This is a genomic window from Micromonospora sp. RB23 (assembly GCF_053585025.1).
In genome coordinates, this window is sequence record NZ_CM132111.1 from 6,725,845 (window position 1) to 6,743,609 (window position 17,765).

Here is a 17,765-nt window from a genome sequence, read left to right on the forward strand (position 1 = left end):
GCCGGTTCACGGCATTCGTCGGGACAGGAAGTGCAAGATCGCGGTGGGGTCAGGCGACCTCGACGATCAGTTCGATCTCCACCGGGGCGTCCAGGGGGAGTTCGGCCACGCCTACCGCGCTTCTCGCGTGGCGGCCGGCCTCGCCGAAGACGGTGCCGAACAGGTCGGAGGCGCCGTTGATCACGGCGGGCTGGCCGATGAACCCGGGCGCCGAGGCCACGAAGCCGGTCACCTTGACCACCTTGACCACGTTCTCCAGGCCGACCAGCGAGTCGACCGCCGCCAGGGCGTTGAGCGCGCACCGCTGGGCGAGATCCTTGGCCTGCTCGGCGGAGATCCCGGCGCCGACCTTGCCGGTCGCCAGGAGCTTGCCCTCGGCGATGGGCAACTGACCGGAGACGTACACGTGCTGCCCGGACTGCACGGCCGGCACGTAGCTGGCCACCGGCGGCACCACGTCGGGCAGTTCGAAGCCCAGCTCGGCGAGCTTCGCGTGCGGACCGTTGCTCATCGCGCCACCTCGTCGTTCGCGATCGCGCAGCGTCGCCGTGCCGAAGTTCCGGCGCTCACGCCTTGGGCCGCTTCAGGTACGCCACCAGCTGATCCGGGTTCGGGCCGGGGACGACGGCGACGAGTTCCCACCCGTCCTCACCCCAGTTGTCGAGGATCTGCTTGGTCGCGTGGACCAGCAGAGGGACCGTGGAGTATTCCCACTTCTGCATCGCTGGAGGGCTCCCTCGTGGTGCGGACTTCGTCGAGGCACAGCCTACGGTCCGCTGGCCGGGCGAGGCGCGGGACGCTGCTCCGGCGTGGCCGGCACCTCGCCACAGGGCCCCTCGTGCCCGTACCCCTGGGGGCAGCGGGAACGGTCGGGCAGCAACAGGTCGCAGAAGACGCGGTGCCGGTTGTTCTGGTCGTCCGCGTTCGACACGGTCGTCTCACCCGCGTCCAACTCGGGCAGGAATCCCAGCGACACCGCGACCCGCCCGGCCAACGCGGTCGCCGCCGCCAGGTTGGTCACCCGGATCGGCAGGTGGATGACGAACCCCGGCTCGTCGTCGTCCCGCGACCGCTCGACCGGTCGGTTCGACGCCCGGTAGCCCTCCGGCGGCTCCGAAACCCGACGGTACGACCGCTCGTTGATGGGCAGGTTGCCGACCAGCCCGCCGGTCGCCTCACCCACCGACCCGAGCCGCCGTTGCCGGTCGTTCGCCGGGAACTGGGTGCGAGGGATGTTGTCCGCGTCGCGCATGAACTGCCTCCGGTCGTACCTCTCGGACCACGCTTCCGGTCCGGTCCAACCAACCGTTCCGGTCCCCCGTACCGGGACGAAAATAGGTCCGGGAGGGCGGTCCCGCCAACAGGACGCGCACGATCAGTCACCCAGAGTCACATATGTGACAGACCCACGGCAGGAATCCCGACTGCGTCGGATGCCACCATCCGCTTCTCCGGGTCGAGAAGTGACGTACGGCGCGGTAGGGGCGACACCGAACCGACGGTCGGCCGCTACCCTCTCGGTCGGACGGTCGCGCAGCGCCCGGCCGCCCGCTCGATCTCGCTCGGCGCCAGGGGTGGCGGCCGGGCGCCGCACCCCCGGGGGAACGAGATGACCCAACCGCCCAGCGGCGACCAGGCCGGCCCGCGCGCTCTTCCGCCGTCCCACCCGGACCCCGCCGGCCAGCCCGAGGCAGCGGCCGGCCCGGGGCAGTCGGACCCGACGACCTCCACCGCTGAGTCCGGCGCGCCGACCACGCCGGGCCAGCCGGTCATCCCCGCCCAGCCGGGCCCGTCGGCGCAGCCCGGTCAGCCGGGCCCGTCGACGCAGCCCGGTCAGCCGGCGCTCCCCGACCAGCCCGCAGGGTCCGGTCAATCCGCCCTCGGTGGGCAGCTCGCCCTCCCCGGCCAGCCGGTATCCGGCCAGCCCGTCTCGGGTCAGCCCGTTTCCGGTCAGCCCTTCCCCGGCCAGCCCGTTTCTCCGGGTCAGTTCGGGGCGGGGGCGCTTCCCGCGCAGCCCGGGTTGCCGACCACGCCCGCCCCGCCCGGTGGCGTCCCGCAGACCGGGGGTCCGGCCGACACGTCGGCGCTGCCCGCCTCCCCAGGCGCGATCCCGCCGCCCCCGCCCGGCTACCCGCCGTACGCCGGCGCCGCCGAGCCGAAGAAGAAGCGCGGCCTGCTGATCGCGGCCATTGCGCTGGCCGTGATCATGGTGCTCTGCGTGGGCGGTGGCGTCGTGACGTTCCTGACCCTGCGGAACGCCGAGTCCGGCGAGGGCGCGAAGGAGCCGGCGGTCGCCGTCGACGAGTTCCTCACCGCCGTCTACAAGGATCGGGACGCCGACAAGGCCGCGGAGCACGTCTGCGCCGCCTCGCGCGACGACAAGAAGATCGCCGCCAAGGTGGCCGAGGTGGAGAAATACGCCTCCACGTACCAGAACCCCCGGTTCAAGTGGACCACCCCGAAGGTCGACAACCAGACCGGCGACCGGGCCACCGTCTCGACCCGGATCACCATGACCACGGCCGACGAGAAGGTGGCCGACCAGGACCTGCGCTTCACCGTGGTGCAGAAGACGGGTTGGTGGGTCTGCGAGGTCGCGTGACCCGTCGCCCTGGATAGGCTCGACGGGTGCGTGCACCTGAGCGGCCGTCCGACCCGGCCGGTAGCGGATGGTCGGCCCGCCTCCACGTCGTGACCGGCAAGGGCGGCACCGGCAAGACCAGCGTGGCGGCGGCGCTGGCCCTGGCGCTGGCCGCCGGTGGCCGGCGCACCCTGCTGGTGGAGGTCGAGGGCCGGCAGGGCATCGCCCAACTCTTCGGCCTCGACCCACTGCCGTACGAGGAGCGTCACCTCGCCGACGCGCCGGACGGCGGTGAGGTGCGCGCGCTCGCGGTGGACGCCGAGGAGGCCCTGCTCGAATACCTGGACATGTTCTACAAGCTGGGTGCGGCGGGGCGCGCGCTGCGCAAGCTGGGGGCCATCGACTTCGCCACCACCATCGCCCCGGGACTGCGGGACGTGCTGCTCACCGGCAAGGTGAAGGAGGCCACCACCCGCACCTCGGGGCAGCGGCGCGCGTACGACGCGGTGGTGCTGGACGCGCCGCCCACCGGTCGGATCGGTCGTTTCCTCAACGTGACGGCCGAGACGGCCCGGCTCGCCAAGGTCGGCCCGATCAAGACACAGAGCGAGGGTGTCTCCGCGCTGCTGCGCTCCCCGATGACCGCCGTGCACGTGGTCACGCTCCTGGAGGAGATGCCGGTGCAGGAGACGGTGGACGCCATCGCGGACCTGACCTCCCTCGGCTTCGGCATCGGGAAGGTGATCGTCAACGGCGCCCGGCCCTCGCTGCCGGCCGGCCCGGCGGTCACCGCGGCGGACCTGCGGCGGGGTCTGGTCGCCGCTGGACTGCCGGCCGATCAGGACATCGTGGCCGGACTGCACGACGAGGCACGGGACCAGCTCATCCGGCGCGAACTGGAGGATTCCCTCCGCGCCGACCTGGTGGAGCTGGGGCTGCCGATGGTGGAGCTGCCGTTGCTGCCCGACGGGGTGGACCGTGTGGGCCTCGCGACCCTGGCCCGGGCCCTCGTCCGCGCCGATTGACTCACACCTGAGCTCAGCACGGGCGCATGGACCGACGCGGCCCGATACGCTCGATTGGTGCCTTCCGAAGACGCGGCGCCGCAGCTGGACGTCGACCAGATCCTCGCCGACCCGGGCGTGCGGATCGTCGTGTGCTGCGGCGCGGGCGGGGTGGGTAAGACGACCACGGCCGCCGCCCTGGCGCTGCGGGCCGCCGAGCAGCACGGCCGCCGTACGGTGGTGCTCACCATCGACCCGGCCCGCCGGCTCGCCCAGTCGCTGGGCCTGACCGAGCTGGACAACACGCCCCGGCAGGTCAAGGGCATCGACGTCGAGGCCAGCGGCGGTGAGCTGCACGCGATGATGCTGGACATGAAGCGCACCTTCGACGACGTGGTGCTGGCGCACACCGACCCGACGAAGGCCGCGGAGATCTTCGCGAACCCGTTCTACCAGGCCATGAGCTCGACATTCGCCGGCACACAGGAATACATGGCGATGGAGAAGTTGGGCCAGTTGCACGCGCGCGGCGAGTGGGACCTGATCGTGGTGGACACCCCGCCGTCCCGCTCGGCGCTGGACTTCCTGGACGCGCCGGCCCGCCTCTCCCGCTTCCTCGACGGCCGGATGCTGCGGCTGCTGCTGGCACCGGCACGCAGCGGCGGGCGAAGCATGTTCAGCCTGGTCACGGCGTCTTTCGGGATGTTCTCCAAGGTGGTGCAGAAGGTCCTCGGCGCGCAGCTCCTCACCGACCTGTCCGGCTTCGTGGCCGCGCTCGACTCGATGTTCGGTGGCTTCAGGCAGCGGGCGGAGCAGACGTACCGCATTCTGCAGGCGCGGGAGACGGCCTTCGTGCTGGTCGCGGCGCCCGAGCCCGACGCGGTCCGGGAGGCCGCCTACTTCGCGGGCCGGCTGCGGGAGGAGAAGATGCCGCTGGCCGGCCTGGTGCTCAACCGGGTGCACCGACCGGTGGTTCCGGAGCTGGACGCCGAGCGGAGTCGCGCCGCCGCGGAGCGGCTGGCCGAGCTGGGCGGGCACGAGGGCACCGCCGACGTGCTGCGGGCGCACGCGGCGCTGGCGCGTCAGGCGGTACGCGAGCAGCAGGTCGCCGCGCGGTTCACCGAGGCGTTCCCGGCGGTGCCGGCGGTGTCGGTGACGGCACAGCCCGCCGACGTGCACGACGTCGACGGGCTACGGACGATCGGCGCGGCGATCAGCCGGGCGTGACCGGCGTCAGTTCGTCGCGGTGACCAGGACCTTGTCCTTGCCGGCCTTGTCCTTGCTGTTCTTCTTCATCGCTGCCTCGAACATCTTGCGCCAGCTCGTCACCTGGGGGTGACGACGCAGCAACGCCCGGCGTTCGCGTTCGGTCATACCGCCCCACACACCGAACTCGATCCGGTTGTCCAGCGCGTCGGCCAGGCACTCGTACCGAACTGGGCAGCTCCGGCAGATCCGCTTGGCCACGTTCTGTTCGGCGCCCTGTACGAACAACGCGTCCGGGTCCCCGTTCTGACATGCCGCCAGTGACGGCCAGTCAGTGATCATGCCCATGTGTACTCGTCCCCCCTTGCAGTACCTACCGACCTCGTTGCACGGCAGCCGGCAATTCCCCCCGATCGCCCGGCTCGCCTTCCCCAAGGCGGCGCGGACGACATGTGGCGCTGTCGCCGCCATCATCATGCTCTGTAGTCGACCGATTACGCAACGTTGTCGGCGAAATCCATCATTCCGGACACTCCCGGCTTCCCGGGCTCTCGACCGCCGGTTACCCCGCCGAGGTCCACGAAAACGCTGCGAGGTCTCCACCAAACGGAGGAGACTCACGCCGATCACACGCAACCTCGTACCGGGGGTCATGCGTTTAGCACAACGAGGGCAGCGCGCGCAGGAAATGGGGAAACACGCCCATGCGCCCCTCGTTCCCTACTCGCGTACCATGCCGAGGTGACCTGGATGCGGAAACGTGACCACAATGTGCTGACCAACGCCGCATCGCTGCTCATATGTGGCCTGCTGGCCGGCGTGGTGGTCGCCGCGGCGGCCTTCCCCGCGGTAGCGATGTCCGGACTGGCCGCGAAGGCCGGCGCCGAGACGTTCGGCAACCTGCCCACGGAACTGACGGTGGCCCGCGCGCCACAGATCAGTTACCTGCTGGCGTCGGACGGCAAGACGCCGCTGGCGACGATGTACGACGAGAACCGCCGCGACGTGAAGCTCGCCGACATCTCGCCGTACATGATCAAGGCCATCATCGCGGCCGAGGACCACGACTTCTACAAGCACAACGGCGTCGACATCAACGGTGTCGCCCGCGCGTTCGTCAACAACCAGAGCGAGGGCGCTGGCCGCCAGGGCGCCTCGACGCTGACGATGCAGTACGTCCGGCTCGCGATCGCCTACTCGGCCACCCACCCGGCCGACGTCGTCGCGGCGACCGAGGACACCAGCGCCCGCAAGCTCCGCGAGATGCGGCTGGCCCTCCAGGTCGACAAGGAGTTCTCCAAGGACGAGATCCTGACCCGCTACCTCAACCTCGCGTCCTTCGGCAACGGCGCGTACGGCATCTACGCCGCCAGCCAGGTCTACTTCGGCAAGCCGCCGAGCAAGCTGAAGATCGAGGAAGCGGCGCTGCTGGCCGGCATGGTCAAGGCGCCGACGACGAACGACCCGACCACCAAGAGCGGTTACCCGCTGGCGCTGGACCGTCGTAACTACGTCATCCAGAACATGGTCGACACCAAGGCCATCACCCAGCAGGAGGCCGACGCCGCCAAGGCGGTCAAGCTGAAGGTGCAGGACAAGCGCACCCCGAACGGCTGCGTCGCCACCAACGTCAACGAGTGGGGCTTCTTCTGCGACTACTTCTACCGCTGGTGGATGCAGCAGCCGACGTTCGGCTCGACGTCGTACGACCGTGAGCGGCGGCTCAAGAGCGGCGGCTACACCGTCGTCACGTCGATCGACGTCCAGGCCCAGAAGGGCGCGGACAAGGCGGTCCGCAAGGCCAAGAGCGTGAACAGCAAGGAAGCCGCCATGGTCGCCGTGGTCGAGCCGGGCACCGGCCGGGTACGGGCGCTGGCGGTCAACCGGCAGTTCAAGCTGGACGATCCGAAGCACCCGAAGAACAAGATCTCCAGCGATCCGGCGAAGAGCAAGCGGGGCATCAAGGGCAACTATCCGGCGACGGTCAACCCGCTGCTCACCGGCGGCGACGGCATCGCCGGCTACCAGGCCGGCTCGACGTTCAAGATCTTCACGATCGTGGCGGCCCTGGAGAAGGGCATCCCGCTCAGCTACTCGATGAACGCTCCGCAGCAGTTCAAGTCGGAGTACATCATCGACAGCAGCAGCCCCGCGGCCTGCCCCGGCACCCACTTCTACTGCCCGACCAACTCCGGCAAGAAGGCCGGCGGCGTGCAGAACATGTGGACCGCCTTCGCCCAGTCGGTCAACACCTACTTCGTGCCGCTGCAGCAGCAGGTCGGCGCGGAGAACGTGGTCGACGTCGCCAAGCGGGCCGGCATCCAGTTCCGGGCCAGCAACGACGCCAAGTTCGCCGCCACCAAGGACGCCGCCCACCAGTGGGGCGCCTTCACCCTGGGCGTCTCCGCCACCACGCCGCTGGACCTGGCCAACGCGTACGCGACTCTCGCGGCGGACGGCAAGTACTGCGAGCCGATCCCGGTGCAGGAGATCCGCGACCCGGAGGGCAAGAAGCTGGATATCGCCAACCCGCGCTGCGAGAAGCGGTTCAGCACCGACGTGGCCCGCGCCGCCGTCGACGCCGCCCGCTGCCCGGTCGGCGACAACTCCAAGACCAGCAAGTGCGGCAGCAGCCGTACCGCCGGCGTGGTGCGGGGGATCGTCGGCGCGCCGGTGGCCGGCAAGACGGGCACCACCGACTCGGAGAAGACGGCCGCCATCGTCGCGATGACCAAGCAGTACGCGGTGGCCGGCATCATGGCCGACCCGGACTGGCCGCAGACGAACGTCAAGATGAAGCACGCCGAGAAGGACGGCATCAATCCACCGGTGTACGAGACGCTGCGCGACGCCATGAAGGGCAAGCCGCGCATCAACTTCGAACCCCCGGGCCAGAAGATCTCCGAAGGTGACCAGCGCAGCATCCCCGACGTGAAGTGCCAGCCGGTGGACACCGCGAAGTCCCGGATCAAGGGCGCGGGCTTCGAGCCGGTCGTCTCCGAGGCGAAGGTGGCGTCCAGCTGCCCGGCGGGCACCGCCGCCGGCACCAGCCCCGACGGTCGCACCATCAAGGGCGGTGTGGTCACCATCCAGGTCAGCACCGGCGCCGGTGGCACTCCGCCGGACAGCAACAAGCCGGGACAGCCCGGCGGCACGCCCGGCCGACCCGGTAACCGTCCGGGCGGCTGAGCCGCAGCGACACACGCGAACGGGCGGGCACCCTTCCGGGGTGCCCGCCCGTTTCGTTGGGTCGAACCCGAGCCGCGTGGCGGATCAGAGGCCGAGCTGTCGCCGTACCTCGGCAGCCACCCGGCCGCCCTCGGCCTGGCCGGCCACCGCGGCCTGGGCCGCCTTCATGGCCGGGCCCATCTGGGCCTTGCCGGTGAAGCCGCCCGCGGCGAGCGCCCCCGCGACCAGGTCGGTCAACTCGGCATCCGAGAGCTGCTTGGGCAGGTAGCGGTCCAGTACCTCGCCCTCGGCGGTCTCCTTCGCGGCCTGCTCCCCGCGGCCCGCGTCGGCGAAGGCGGTCGCCGCCTCCCGGCGCTTCTTGGCCTCCTTGGTCAACACCGCGAGCACCTCGTCGTCGGTCAGCTCGCGCTTGGCCTTGCCAGCCACCTCGGCGTTACCGACGGCGGCCAGGGCCATCCGCAGCGTGGAGGTGGTCAGCTCGTCGCGCGCCTTGAGCGCGGAACGCATGTCGGCGGTGAGGCGGTCCTTCAGCGTGCTCATGGACGGTCAAACTACCCTGAACGCCATGCGAAAGCGCACACTATTCCGCCTCGCCGCCGGAACCGCAGCGGTCGGAGCGACCACCCTCGCGTACGCGTCGCTCGTCGAGCGCAACCTGTTCACCCTGCGGCGGTACGACGTGCCGATGCTGCCGGCCGACGCGGAGCCGCTGCGCGTGCTGCACCTGTCGGATCTGCACATGATGCCCAACCAGGCCCGCAAACAGCGCTGGGTGGCGTCGCTGGCCGCCCTGGACCCCGACCTGGTGGTGGTGACCGGCGACAACATGGCGCACCCCGAGGCGGTGCCGGGCGTGCTGCGGGCGCTGCAACCGCTGCTGGACTATCCGGGCGCGTTCGTGTTCGGCTCCAACGACTACACCGGTCCGGTGCTGAAGAACCCCTTCAGCTACTTCCTGCCCGACCGGGAGTACACCGAGGGCGTCGAACTGCCCTACGAGGAGCTGCGCCAGGTCTTCACCGGAGCCGGCTGGGCGGACCTGAACAACGCCCGGACGAGCCTCAAAGCCGGCGGCCGGGAACTGGACCTGGTCGGCGTCGACGACCCCCACATCGACCGGGACGACTACCCGTCCGTGTCGGGCCGGGTGGCGTCCACCGCCGACCTGTCCATCGCCGTGACGCACTCCCCCGAGCCGCGGGTGCTCGACCAGATGGCCGCCGACGGCTTCGGCCTCCTGCTGGCCGGGCACACCCACGGCGGGCAGGTCTGCGTCCCGGGGTACGGGGCGCTGGTCACCAACTGCGGCCTGCCCCGCTCAATGGCGCGCGGTCTGCACCGGTGGCCGGGCTCGGACTCCTGGCTGCACGTCTCCGCCGGTCTTGGCACCCACCCGACGGCCCCGGTCCGCTTCGCCTGCCCCCCGGAGGCGAGCATCCTGACCCTCATCCCCCGCTGACCTTGCGTCGTCGTCCCGACGCACCGGCGCGTCGGACGGCGGGGGTACCGAGTTTGACCATCGGAGCGGGTGGGCTACTATTTGTCGGCACGCCTCGGGGTGTGGCGCAGCTTGGTAGCGCGCTTCGTTCGGGACGAAGAGGTCGTCGGTTCGAATCCGGCCACCCCGACCAGAGGTAAGAGGGCACATCCGATCGATCGGATGTGCCCTCTTCGCATAGCGGTCCTGCCCGACCGCCGTCAGTCGTGCCGCTCGGTGCGCTCGATCTCGGTGAACGCGGCGGCCAGGTAGCCGTCCAACGGCGCGCCCGTCGCCGCCAGCAGGTCAGCCACGAGCAGCGGGGCGTGCCGGGCCAGGGCGGACGCGTCCGGGGGCGCGTCGTCACCCTCGGGGTCGTACACGCCCAGCGCGCCGGCCAGCAGGACGAGCACCACGTGCGGGTCGACATCCGACCGCCAGCGCATCGCGTCCTGCACGCATCGCGCCAGCACCTGGCGGATGTCGTCACCGTCCAACCCGTCCGGGTGGCTCTCCTCCAGCAGGAGCCGGACCACCGTCCCGAGCACCAGACCGGACCGCTCGTCGGCCGCCAGATCGGCGACCGCCTCGTCGTACGCCGCACCGTCACGGGCCTGGGCGGCGGCGACTGCTGCCGTGGCGGTCACCGCGATGGCGCGGGCGGAAGCGGGCAGGTGTCGCCAGGTGCCGGTCATCGGGCCAGCATCCCAGACCGGGCCGACACCGACTGTCGTCGTGGCGTTGATCACCGCGAGCCCGAGGTTCGTCCAAAACGGTTCGCCTGACGTCACACCCAGCGCACAGAATGCCGGACATGCTGCGCCGCGCCCTACCTCGCCGTCCAGAAGCCCGCCGGATGCTCGCCGGCACCCTGCTGTCGGCGATCGGGCGAGGGCTGACCCTGCCGTTCCTGTTCATCTACCTGACCGACGTCCGGGGACTCACCGACACCCGCGCCGGTCTGGTGATCGGCTGGTACGGCGTCGTCACCCTGGCGCTGTCGCCGCTGGGTGGGACGCTGATCGACCGGTTCGGCGCGCGCTGGGTGGTGGTGCCGTGCCTGGTGATCGAGGCGATCGGGACCGGTTCGTTGGCGCTCGTTCACTCGACCGGTTCGGCCCTGCTGGTGATGACGGTGATCGCCATCGGTAGTTCGGCGATCTGGTCCGGGCAGAACACGATCCTCGCGTCGCTCACCGACGACGGCGAGCGGCAGAGGGTCTTCGGGCTGAACTTCGCGCTGCTCAACCTCGGCATCGGCATCGGCGGTATGACCTCCGGGGCGATCGTCGACACGGCGCGACCCGCCAGCTTCCAGACGATCTACCTGCTGGATGCGGTCAGCTACCTGATGCCGGCCCTGATCCTGCTGACCCTGCCGGGAGTCGGCCACCGACTCGGCCACCGCTCAGCCGGCACCGGGCCGTCGAACGGCGGCTACCTGACCGTGCTGCGGGACCGTCCGTTCCGCCGGCTCGTGATCTTCGGCCTGGTCCTCACCACCTGCGGATACGCCCAGGTCGAGGTCGGCTTCGCCGCATACGCCGTCCGAGTCGCCGAGGTGAGTCCCCGGGTGGTCGCCTGGGCGCTCGCGGCCAACACGGTGATGATCGTGCTCGCCCAGTTGCTGGTAATCCGCCGGATCGAGGGGCGCAGCCGCACCGGCGCGCTCGCCGTGGTCGGGGCGGTGTTCGCCACCGCATGGCTGGTCCTCGGCGTCGCCGGCGTGGTCAGCACCGGCAGCGCCCTGGTGGCCGCACTGTGTGTGGTGGCCTGCTCGGCGATCTTCGGTTTCGGCGAGACGCTGCTGTCGCCGGTCATGCCCGCGTTGACCAACGCCCTGGCCACCGACGAGCTGCGCGGCCGCTACAACGCGATGAGTTCGATGATCTTCGGGATCAGCGGCGTGATCGGCCCGGTGACCGCCGGCCCGCTGATCGGTGCCGCCGACGGCAAGGTCTGGGTGGCGATGGTGGTCGGGGGCTGCCTGGTCGCCTCCCTGGTGGCGCTCTCGCTGCGCCGACTGCTCAGCGCTGAGCAGGACGGCCGGATGACGCCGGTCCCCACCTCCCTCGACCCGACCCCCACTCCCGCCTGATACCCGCCGCCGGGCCCGACACGCCTTGCGCGGCCTGGCGACCGACACCCGACACGCGACGCCCGCACGCGGCGCCCGCACCCGACACGCGCCGCCCGGCACCCGGCCCCCGACACGCGACACGCGACACGCGGCCCCGGCCCCGGCGCCCGGCCCCGGCGCCCGGCCCCGGACCCGGCGCCCGGCGCCCGGCGCCCAAGATCCGCGCAAGTTCCCCGATGTTGCTGTCTCCGGCGCGCGGGAGGCAGCAACATCGCCGATGTTGCGCGGATCTTGCTCGCGGAACCGCCGACTCCGCAAGATCGTGCTCGATCCTGGATCGAGTGGCATCCGCAGGCTCGGAGGCCACTACTTCCAGGTTCGAGCGTGATCATGTGACCGCCAGCAACAGGGACGGGAAACGGGTCGGGCCCCGGAGCAGCTGCTCCGGGGCCCGACGTCGCGGGGTCGGCCGTCAGGCGGCGGGGACCTCGGCGGTGGTGCGGATGCGGTCGAGCGCGGGAGCGGAGACCGGCGACTGCGCGGTCAGGTACGCCACGAACGCGTCCAGGTCGATCTGGCCGGTGACCTGGTTGGTGCCCGCGGTGAGGGCGCTGAAGCCGTCGCCGCCGCCGGCCAGGAAGTTGTTCACCGTGACGCGGTAGGTGGCGGCCGTGTCGACGGCGGTGCCGCCGATGGTGAGGCTGCCCCGGACCACGCGGGTGCCGGCACACGGGTCGGCCGCGGTGCCGGTGGCGCCGGCCGGGTCGACCACGTAGCCGACGGTGGACGACGGATACAGCGTCCGTCCGGTGACGAACTGCTGCTCCAGGACGCAGTAGAGCTGCGCCCCGGTCAGGTCGAGGGTCACCAGGTTGTTGGCGAACGGCTGCACCGTGAACGCCTCCTCGTAGGTGACCGGCCCGGCGTTGAGGTCGGCCCGGACCCCACCCGGGTTCATGAAGGCGGCGACCGCGTTCTGTTCGTCGTCGGTGGCGGCGAGCTGCGCGTCGGCGATCAGGTTGCCCAACGGGGATTCGCCCAGCGTCGTACCGAAGAGGGTTTCCTGGGTCTTGGTGATGGCCGTGGTGGTCTCGCCGACCTGGCGGTCGGCGACCGGGCCGAGCACGGTCTTGTAGCGGTCGATCAGGGCGGTCTGCTTCGGGTCCTTGGCGACGTCCCGGGTGACCACGACGTTGTTCGCGGCAGCGGAGATGACGTCACCGCTGCGTCGGTCGATCTTGAGGTCGATGTCGGTGACGAGGCGACCGAAGGAGCTGGCGCTGGTGACCAGCTTGCCGTTGATGTTGCAGTTGTACGCCTGGTGGGTGTGGCCGCTGACCACCACGTCGATCGACGGGTCCATCCGGTTGGCGATGTCCACGATGGGCCCGGTCATGCCGACGCAGTCGTTGATGCCGCCGGTCGCCGCCTGGGCGCCACCCTCGTGCAGGAGCACGACGATGGTCTGTACGCCCTTGCGGCGCAGCTCGCGGGCGTACCGGTTGGCGGTCTCGGCCTCGTCGGTGAAGGTGAGGCCGGCGACGCCCTGCTGGCTGACGATCTGCGGGGTGCCTTCCAGGGTCATCCCGATGAAGCCGACCTTGACGCCCTGCACCTTGTGGATCGCGTACGGCGCCATGAGCGGCTTGCCGGTGGCGGTCTTGAAGGCGTTGGCGGAGAGGTACTTGAAGCCGGCGCCCCGGTACGGGGTGCCGTCGGCACAGCCGTCCACCGGGTGGCAGCCGCCGTTCTGGATGCGCAGCAGTTCGGCGGCGCCCTCGTCGAACTCGTGGTTGCCGACGCTGGCGTAGTCCAGACCGGCCATGCTCAGCGCCTCGATGGTCGGCTCATCGTGGAACGCGGCGGAGAGCAGCGGGGACGCGCCGATCAGGTCGCCGGCGGCGACGGTGATGGTGTTCTTCTTCTTGGCGGCGGCGCGCAGCTCGGCCAGGTGGGTCGCGAGGTATTCGACACCGCCCGCGGTCTGCCCGGCGATGGTGCCGCTGGAGCCGCTCGGCGGTTCGAGGTTGCCGTGGAAGTCGTTGAGGGCCAGCAGGGTGACGTCGACCGGCTTCGGTCGCGCGTCGGCCTGCTCGGGAGTGGTGGCGACCGCGCCGAGCGCTGCCACCGCGAGCGCGGTCAGGCCGACAGCGGCCCGACGCATCCCGGAATTGGACATGGAACTCCTCGTGAGAATCGGCGTACGGTGCCCGGCCGGTGGGTCGTGCGGCCGCCTGTCGCGCCGTCGGAAGGATCGATCACGCTTGGCGGCGGTTGGGCCGTCGCCCGCCCGGCCAGCCTCTCATCCGCACGCTCACCCGTCGAGCCGAGCAGTACGGCAGAGCTGCGAGTACACCGATTGGTCCACCGCCGGCCACCGATCAGATCCCTCGATCGCCGTCCACGGCGGACGCCGCCGGCCGGTCGACCGGCGGCGTCCCCCTGCTCAGCAGGAGGTGTAGCTGCCCTTGCTGCCCCAGGAGCAGGAGTCGATCTGCTTCCCGGCCGAGTCGCGCAGGTAGGCGCTGTCGCCGGTGTTGTTCCAGATGTACGCGCCGGATCCCCAGTAGCGGTGGGTGGAGGTGTTCCGGCCCTTTCCGGTGTGGATGTAGACACTGGCTCCGGCGGCCAGGCGGACGTCGCCGCTGAAGGTGTAGACATGGCGTGCCTTGTCCCGCAGCGTCCAGGACTTCATGTTGATGGTGCTCGACCGCCGGTTGGTGAGGCGGACGTACTCCGCGTTCAGGCTGGAGTTCGAGCGGTTGTCGCTGCCGGGCGAGTTGTAGTAGACCTTCGTGATCTGCACCGCCGGGGTCGCGGCCTGCGCCGGTCCGGCGGTGGCGAGCGTGGCAGCGAGCGTCCCGGCGAGCGCGAGCGCGAGACCGATCGTCTTCCTCGTCATGCTGTCTCCCCACTCCGTGCGCCGGCCGATGAGCACCGACGCGGTCGTTCCACATGTGACGGTGAGCGCTGACGCTAGCGCCGGGAGGGCGCGGGCATGACCAGCGAGGAGGCTGCGACGCCAAGTCGATCCGGGCGGTGGAGGGTGGAGTGCCGGTCGGTCCGCGGCGGCGCCGCCCGGCAGTTCGGACCGGTCGTCCTTCGGACGTGACGGGACTCCCACCGGCCCGCCCATCCGGTCCGATGATCCCGCCGGTCGATCCGGCCGGCGGATCATCGCTGTCGACCCGGGCGGAAGCCGGGATCGGCCGGTCAGGCGGTGGTGAGCGCGTCGTGGACCAGCGCGCGCACGGTGTCGGGCGGCCAGCCGTCCGCGACTCCGGGGCGCTGCGCCAGGTAGTCGGCGATCCGCTCGGCCGGCCAGGCGTGTGACTCGTGCAGCCCTTGGGCGATCATGCGCAGGTAGGCGGGTGCCGGTGGCCGGTGCGGCACGGCGGACGCCGGTTCGGGGGCGGTGAAGGTGAGCATCGGGATGCCGGCACGCCGACCGGGGCAGACCAGGGTCTCGTAGCGGCCGGGGCCGAGCGTCGCCCGCCCGTCGGTGACGGCCGCGTCGATGGCCGCGACGCTCGCCGGGAGCAGGTCGGCGGTGTCGGCCGTCGGGCGGTACATCTCCTGGGCGGCGATGTCGGTGAACTGCTCGATGGTCACCAGGTACGCCCGCGCGGCGGCCTCGCCCGGCAGCTCCGGGTCGTAGAACGCCATGCCGCCGGTCCACGCGCCGGACTCACCGGCGAAGTAGATCCCACCGGGCATCCACACGGGAGCCGACCGGCTCGGTGGGCGGGTGTCGCGGCAACCCGGGTACGTCCGCCGCCCGCCGGGTGGGCAGCCACCGCCGATGTACCAGGCCAGTCGGGCGGCGTGCATGTTCGACCCGTACGCGACGTACCAGACGAGCACGGTGACGACCTCAGAAGCCGCAGGTCTGCCCGGCCGTGTGGCTGACCTGCACCGTGTGGGTCACGCAGCCGTCCGGCTCGATCCGGTGCAGCAGGAAGGCGGTCGGCTCGGCGACCCAGCCGATCACCTCGTCCGTGGCCATGGTGAGGGTGCTCTGCTTCCAGGTGCTGGGTGCCACGGTGAGCAGGGTGCCGGCGTACCCCGTGGTGACCGTGCGGTGCAGGTGCCCGGCGGCGACCCGCACGACGTGCCGGTGCCGGCCGACCACCTCGGCCAGCGCGGGCCCGTCGGCGAGGCGGATGGCGTCCGCCGTGGGGATGCCGACCGCGACCGGCGGGTGGTGCAGGCAGAGGATGGCGGGGACCTCCGGCCGGCCGGCGAGGACCCGGTCGAGCCAGCCGAGCTGCTCCTCGCCGAGCTGGCCGGCGTCGCTGCCGGGGACGAGCGAGTCGAGCACCACGATCGTCGCCGCCTCGTGGTCGACGTGGTAGTAGGCGGAGAACCCGCCCCCGAGCCAGGGCGTGCCGCCGAACGTGTCGAGCAGCGACTCGCGGTCGTCGTGGTTGCCGGTGGTCAGGTAGATCGGCAGTGGGAACCGCCCGATCAGCTCGCGCAGCGCCGCGTACTCGTCGGGTCGGCCGTGGTCGGCCAGGTCGCCGGTGATCACCACGCAGTCCGGTCGCGGGCGCAGGGCGAGCACACGGCCGAGCGCGCGGTGCAGCCCGGCGGCGGGCTCGGCGGCGAGCAGACCGGTGGTCAGGTGCGGGTCGCTGATGTGCGCGATGAGCATGGGCACTCCTCCGGGACGCCGGGACCCCACGCTATCGTCCGCCGCCTCTTCCCACAGGCTCCATCCACAGCCTGTGGATAGCACATGTGTACGAAGCTGGAAGCCCACTCCGCGAACGTGAGTACGCTTGATCCAACCCCTCCCCTACCTGGAACGACGTGCGAGTGGATCATCAGCGAGTCATCCGTGACGTCAGCGTCCGCCTGTCGATGGCGTCGAGCGCGCCGGAAGCCTGTCGGTGGACGGTCAGCGCACTGTCCCACCACACCCCGGCCACCATCTCGGTGCTGCTCGAGGCCCACGACCGGCTGCGCTGCGTGGCGGCGACCGGCGCGTGGCAGGTCTTCGCGACGGTACCGGCGCGCACCGGAATCGTCGGCCGGGTGTACGCCACCGGCACCGCCGCGGTGGTCCCGGACGTCACCGTCGACCCGGACTACCTACCCGTACGCCCCGACGTCACGACCGAGCTGTGCGTTCCGGTACGCGACCCGGGCGGCCGGGTGATCGGCGTTCTGGACCTGCAGTGGAGTGATCCGGTCGACCTGCGGCCGTGGCGGGAGACCGCACAGCGTCTGGCGGCCCGGCTCGGCGCGCGGATCGCCGCGCTGGGCGGCCCGCCGTCCGAGAGCCGCAGCGAGAAACTGCTCCGGCACGCCGCGGCACTGTCCGCCGCCCCCACCGAGGCCGCCGTGATCAGCGCGGCGACCGACGCCGCCCGGGAGGTGTCCACCCTCTCCACCGCGGTGCTGTTGATCGGCGGTCAGCTCGGCCCGTCCCCGACGACGCCCGGTGACCTGGAGACCCGTATCCGTGCCGAGCTGGCCGGCGCGGGCCCCGCCGCCCTGGACCGGATGGTCGAACGGGCGCACCGGTACGGCGCCGGCTACACGCTGGGCGAGGCCGGGCATCCCCCGACCGAGGACTACCGACCGCTGACCCGGGCGGGGGTACGCACGCTTGTCGCCGTGCCGGTCGGGCCGGCGGACGCTGCCGGGGTGCTGCTGGTCGCCGACGAGCGTGCGCTGCACCCGGACCCCACCACGGTCAGCCTGATGGAGTTGCTCGCCGGGCAGGCGTGGACCAGCCTGGAGCGGCTGCGTACGCTCGCCCGACTGCGCGAACAGGCCAGCTCGGACCCGCTCACCGGGCTGCGGCACACCGGCCCGTTCGGACAGCGGATCGCGGCGGCCACCCCGGGGCGTACGGCTCTGCTGGCGATCGACGTGGACGGCTTCAAGACGGTCAACGACACGTACGGGCACCAGGCCGGCGACCAGGTGCTGGTCGGGTTGGCCCGGGCACTTGAGGGCGCGCTGCGGCACGGCGACGAGCTGTACCGGATCGGCGGTGACGAGTTCGTCGCCGTGATCGAGGTGAGTCGCCCGGAGGAGGCCGTCCGGATCGCCGAACGGTTGGCCGAGGCGGCCCGCCGTACCGGCCGCACGATCAGCGTGGGCGTCGCGCTACCCCGCCCCGGCGAAACCCCCGACCGCACCCTACGAAGAGCCGACCAGGCCCTCTACGCGGTGAAACGCCAAGGCCGAGACGGAGTCCACCTAGCCGCCGCCTAA

The 17,765-nt window shown here is 71.3% G+C and carries 17 protein-coding genes and 1 tRNA gene; 8 read left to right on the forward strand and 10 right to left on the reverse strand.

Translation table 11 applies throughout. The features are described 5' to 3' along the window. Positions 1–49: 49 nt before the first annotated feature. Genes ACTFTM_RS30745 through ACTFTM_RS30755 form a run of 3 tightly spaced genes read right to left on the reverse strand, consistent with a single transcriptional unit; the run spans position 50 to position 1,252 of the window. Positions 50–511: a RidA family protein gene (locus tag ACTFTM_RS30745; protein WP_449563783.1), complete on the reverse strand. Its 462-nt coding sequence runs from the start codon at positions 509–511 to the stop codon at positions 50–52. A 55-nt stretch (positions 512–566) separates the two neighbouring features. Further along, positions 567–722 (reverse strand): DUF4177 domain-containing protein, encoded by a 156-nt coding sequence (locus tag ACTFTM_RS30750; RefSeq protein ID WP_007466198.1) that lies wholly within the window; start codon positions 720–722, stop codon positions 567–569. A gap of 44 nt (positions 723–766) precedes the next feature. Next, positions 767–1,252, reverse strand: coding sequence for a hypothetical protein (locus ACTFTM_RS30755; RefSeq protein WP_449563784.1), 486 nt, complete (start codon positions 1,250–1,252; stop codon positions 767–769). A gap of 768 nt (positions 1,253–2,020) precedes the next feature. On the opposite strand from ACTFTM_RS30755, the gene ACTFTM_RS30760 reads away from it, so the two are divergent. From ACTFTM_RS30760 to ACTFTM_RS30770, 3 genes are read left to right on the forward strand one after another with little or no spacing between them, the layout of a single operon-like run. Then, positions 2,021–2,602 carry an Rv0361 family membrane protein gene (locus ACTFTM_RS30760; RefSeq protein WP_449566777.1) on the forward strand — a complete coding sequence of 194 codons (582 nt, stop codon included), beginning with the start codon at positions 2,021–2,023 and terminating at the stop codon, positions 2,600–2,602. A 26-nt stretch (positions 2,603–2,628) separates the two neighbouring features. Continuing rightward, a complete protein-coding gene (locus ACTFTM_RS30765; RefSeq protein WP_449563785.1) occupies positions 2,629–3,606 on the forward strand; it encodes an ArsA-related P-loop ATPase in 978 nt (325 codons plus the stop codon). Between the two features lie 54 nt (positions 3,607–3,660). Continuing rightward, positions 3,661–4,812 (forward strand): ArsA family ATPase, encoded by a 1,152-nt coding sequence (locus ACTFTM_RS30770; RefSeq protein WP_449563786.1) that lies wholly within the window; start codon positions 3,661–3,663, stop codon positions 4,810–4,812. 6 nt (positions 4,813–4,818) lie between these two features. Here ACTFTM_RS30770 and ACTFTM_RS30775 read toward each other — a convergent pair whose 3' ends face one another. Next, entirely contained in the window at positions 4,819–5,139 is a 321-nt protein-coding gene (locus ACTFTM_RS30775) for a WhiB family transcriptional regulator (RefSeq protein ID WP_449563787.1), read from the reverse strand. 402 nt (positions 5,140–5,541) lie between these two features. Here ACTFTM_RS30775 and ACTFTM_RS30780 point away from each other — a divergent pair, with 402 nt between their 5' ends. Continuing rightward, the gene (locus tag ACTFTM_RS30780) at positions 5,542–7,980 is read left to right on the forward strand and encodes a penicillin-binding protein (protein WP_449563788.1); all 2,439 of its coding nucleotides are present in this window, start codon (positions 5,542–5,544) and stop codon (positions 7,978–7,980) included. 84 nt (positions 7,981–8,064) lie between these two features. Here the strand turns inward: ACTFTM_RS30780 and ACTFTM_RS30785 are convergent, their stop codons facing one another. Then, positions 8,065–8,520, reverse strand: coding sequence for a GatB/YqeY domain-containing protein (locus tag ACTFTM_RS30785; protein WP_449563789.1), 456 nt, complete (start codon positions 8,518–8,520; stop codon positions 8,065–8,067). A 25-nt stretch (positions 8,521–8,545) separates the two neighbouring features. On the opposite strand from ACTFTM_RS30785, the gene ACTFTM_RS30790 reads away from it, so the two are divergent. Further along, positions 8,546–9,439, forward strand: coding sequence for a metallophosphoesterase (locus ACTFTM_RS30790; protein WP_449563790.1), 894 nt, complete (start codon positions 8,546–8,548; stop codon positions 9,437–9,439). Positions 9,440–9,534: 95 nt separating this feature from the next. Then, positions 9,535–9,611: transfer RNA gene (locus ACTFTM_RS30795), tRNA-Pro, on the forward strand. A 67-nt stretch (positions 9,612–9,678) separates the two neighbouring features. Here the strand turns inward: ACTFTM_RS30795 and ACTFTM_RS30800 are convergent. After that, positions 9,679–10,152 (reverse strand): hypothetical protein, encoded by a 474-nt coding sequence (locus ACTFTM_RS30800; RefSeq protein WP_449563791.1) that lies wholly within the window; start codon positions 10,150–10,152, stop codon positions 9,679–9,681. 119 nt (positions 10,153–10,271) lie between these two features. Between ACTFTM_RS30800 and ACTFTM_RS30805 the strand changes: the two genes are divergently transcribed. Then, positions 10,272–11,555, forward strand: a complete 1,284-nt coding sequence (locus tag ACTFTM_RS30805) for an MFS transporter (RefSeq protein WP_449563792.1) — start codon at positions 10,272–10,274, stop codon at positions 11,553–11,555. A gap of 454 nt (positions 11,556–12,009) precedes the next feature. Here the strand turns inward: ACTFTM_RS30805 and ACTFTM_RS30810 are convergent, their stop codons facing one another. From ACTFTM_RS30810 to ACTFTM_RS30825, 4 genes are all read right to left on the reverse strand, one after another. After that, positions 12,010–13,716 (reverse strand): bifunctional metallophosphatase/5'-nucleotidase, encoded by a 1,707-nt coding sequence (locus ACTFTM_RS30810; protein ID WP_449563793.1) that lies wholly within the window; start codon positions 13,714–13,716, stop codon positions 12,010–12,012. A gap of 267 nt (positions 13,717–13,983) precedes the next feature. Continuing rightward, positions 13,984–14,439 (reverse strand): lamin tail domain-containing protein, encoded by a 456-nt coding sequence (locus ACTFTM_RS30815; RefSeq protein ID WP_449563794.1) that lies wholly within the window; start codon positions 14,437–14,439, stop codon positions 13,984–13,986. A gap of 311 nt (positions 14,440–14,750) precedes the next feature. Then, complete coding sequence (locus tag ACTFTM_RS30820) at positions 14,751–15,401, reverse strand: histone deacetylase (protein ID WP_449563795.1); 651 nt, start codon at positions 15,399–15,401, stop codon at positions 14,751–14,753. A gap of 10 nt (positions 15,402–15,411) precedes the next feature. Beyond that, positions 15,412–16,191, reverse strand: a complete 780-nt coding sequence (locus tag ACTFTM_RS30825; protein ID WP_449563796.1) for a phosphodiesterase — start codon at positions 16,189–16,191, stop codon at positions 15,412–15,414. Between the two features lie 209 nt (positions 16,192–16,400). On the opposite strand from ACTFTM_RS30825, the gene ACTFTM_RS30830 reads away from it, so the two are divergent. Beyond that, positions 16,401–17,765 (forward strand): diguanylate cyclase, encoded by a 1,365-nt coding sequence (locus tag ACTFTM_RS30830; RefSeq protein WP_449566778.1) that lies wholly within the window; start codon positions 16,401–16,403, stop codon positions 17,763–17,765.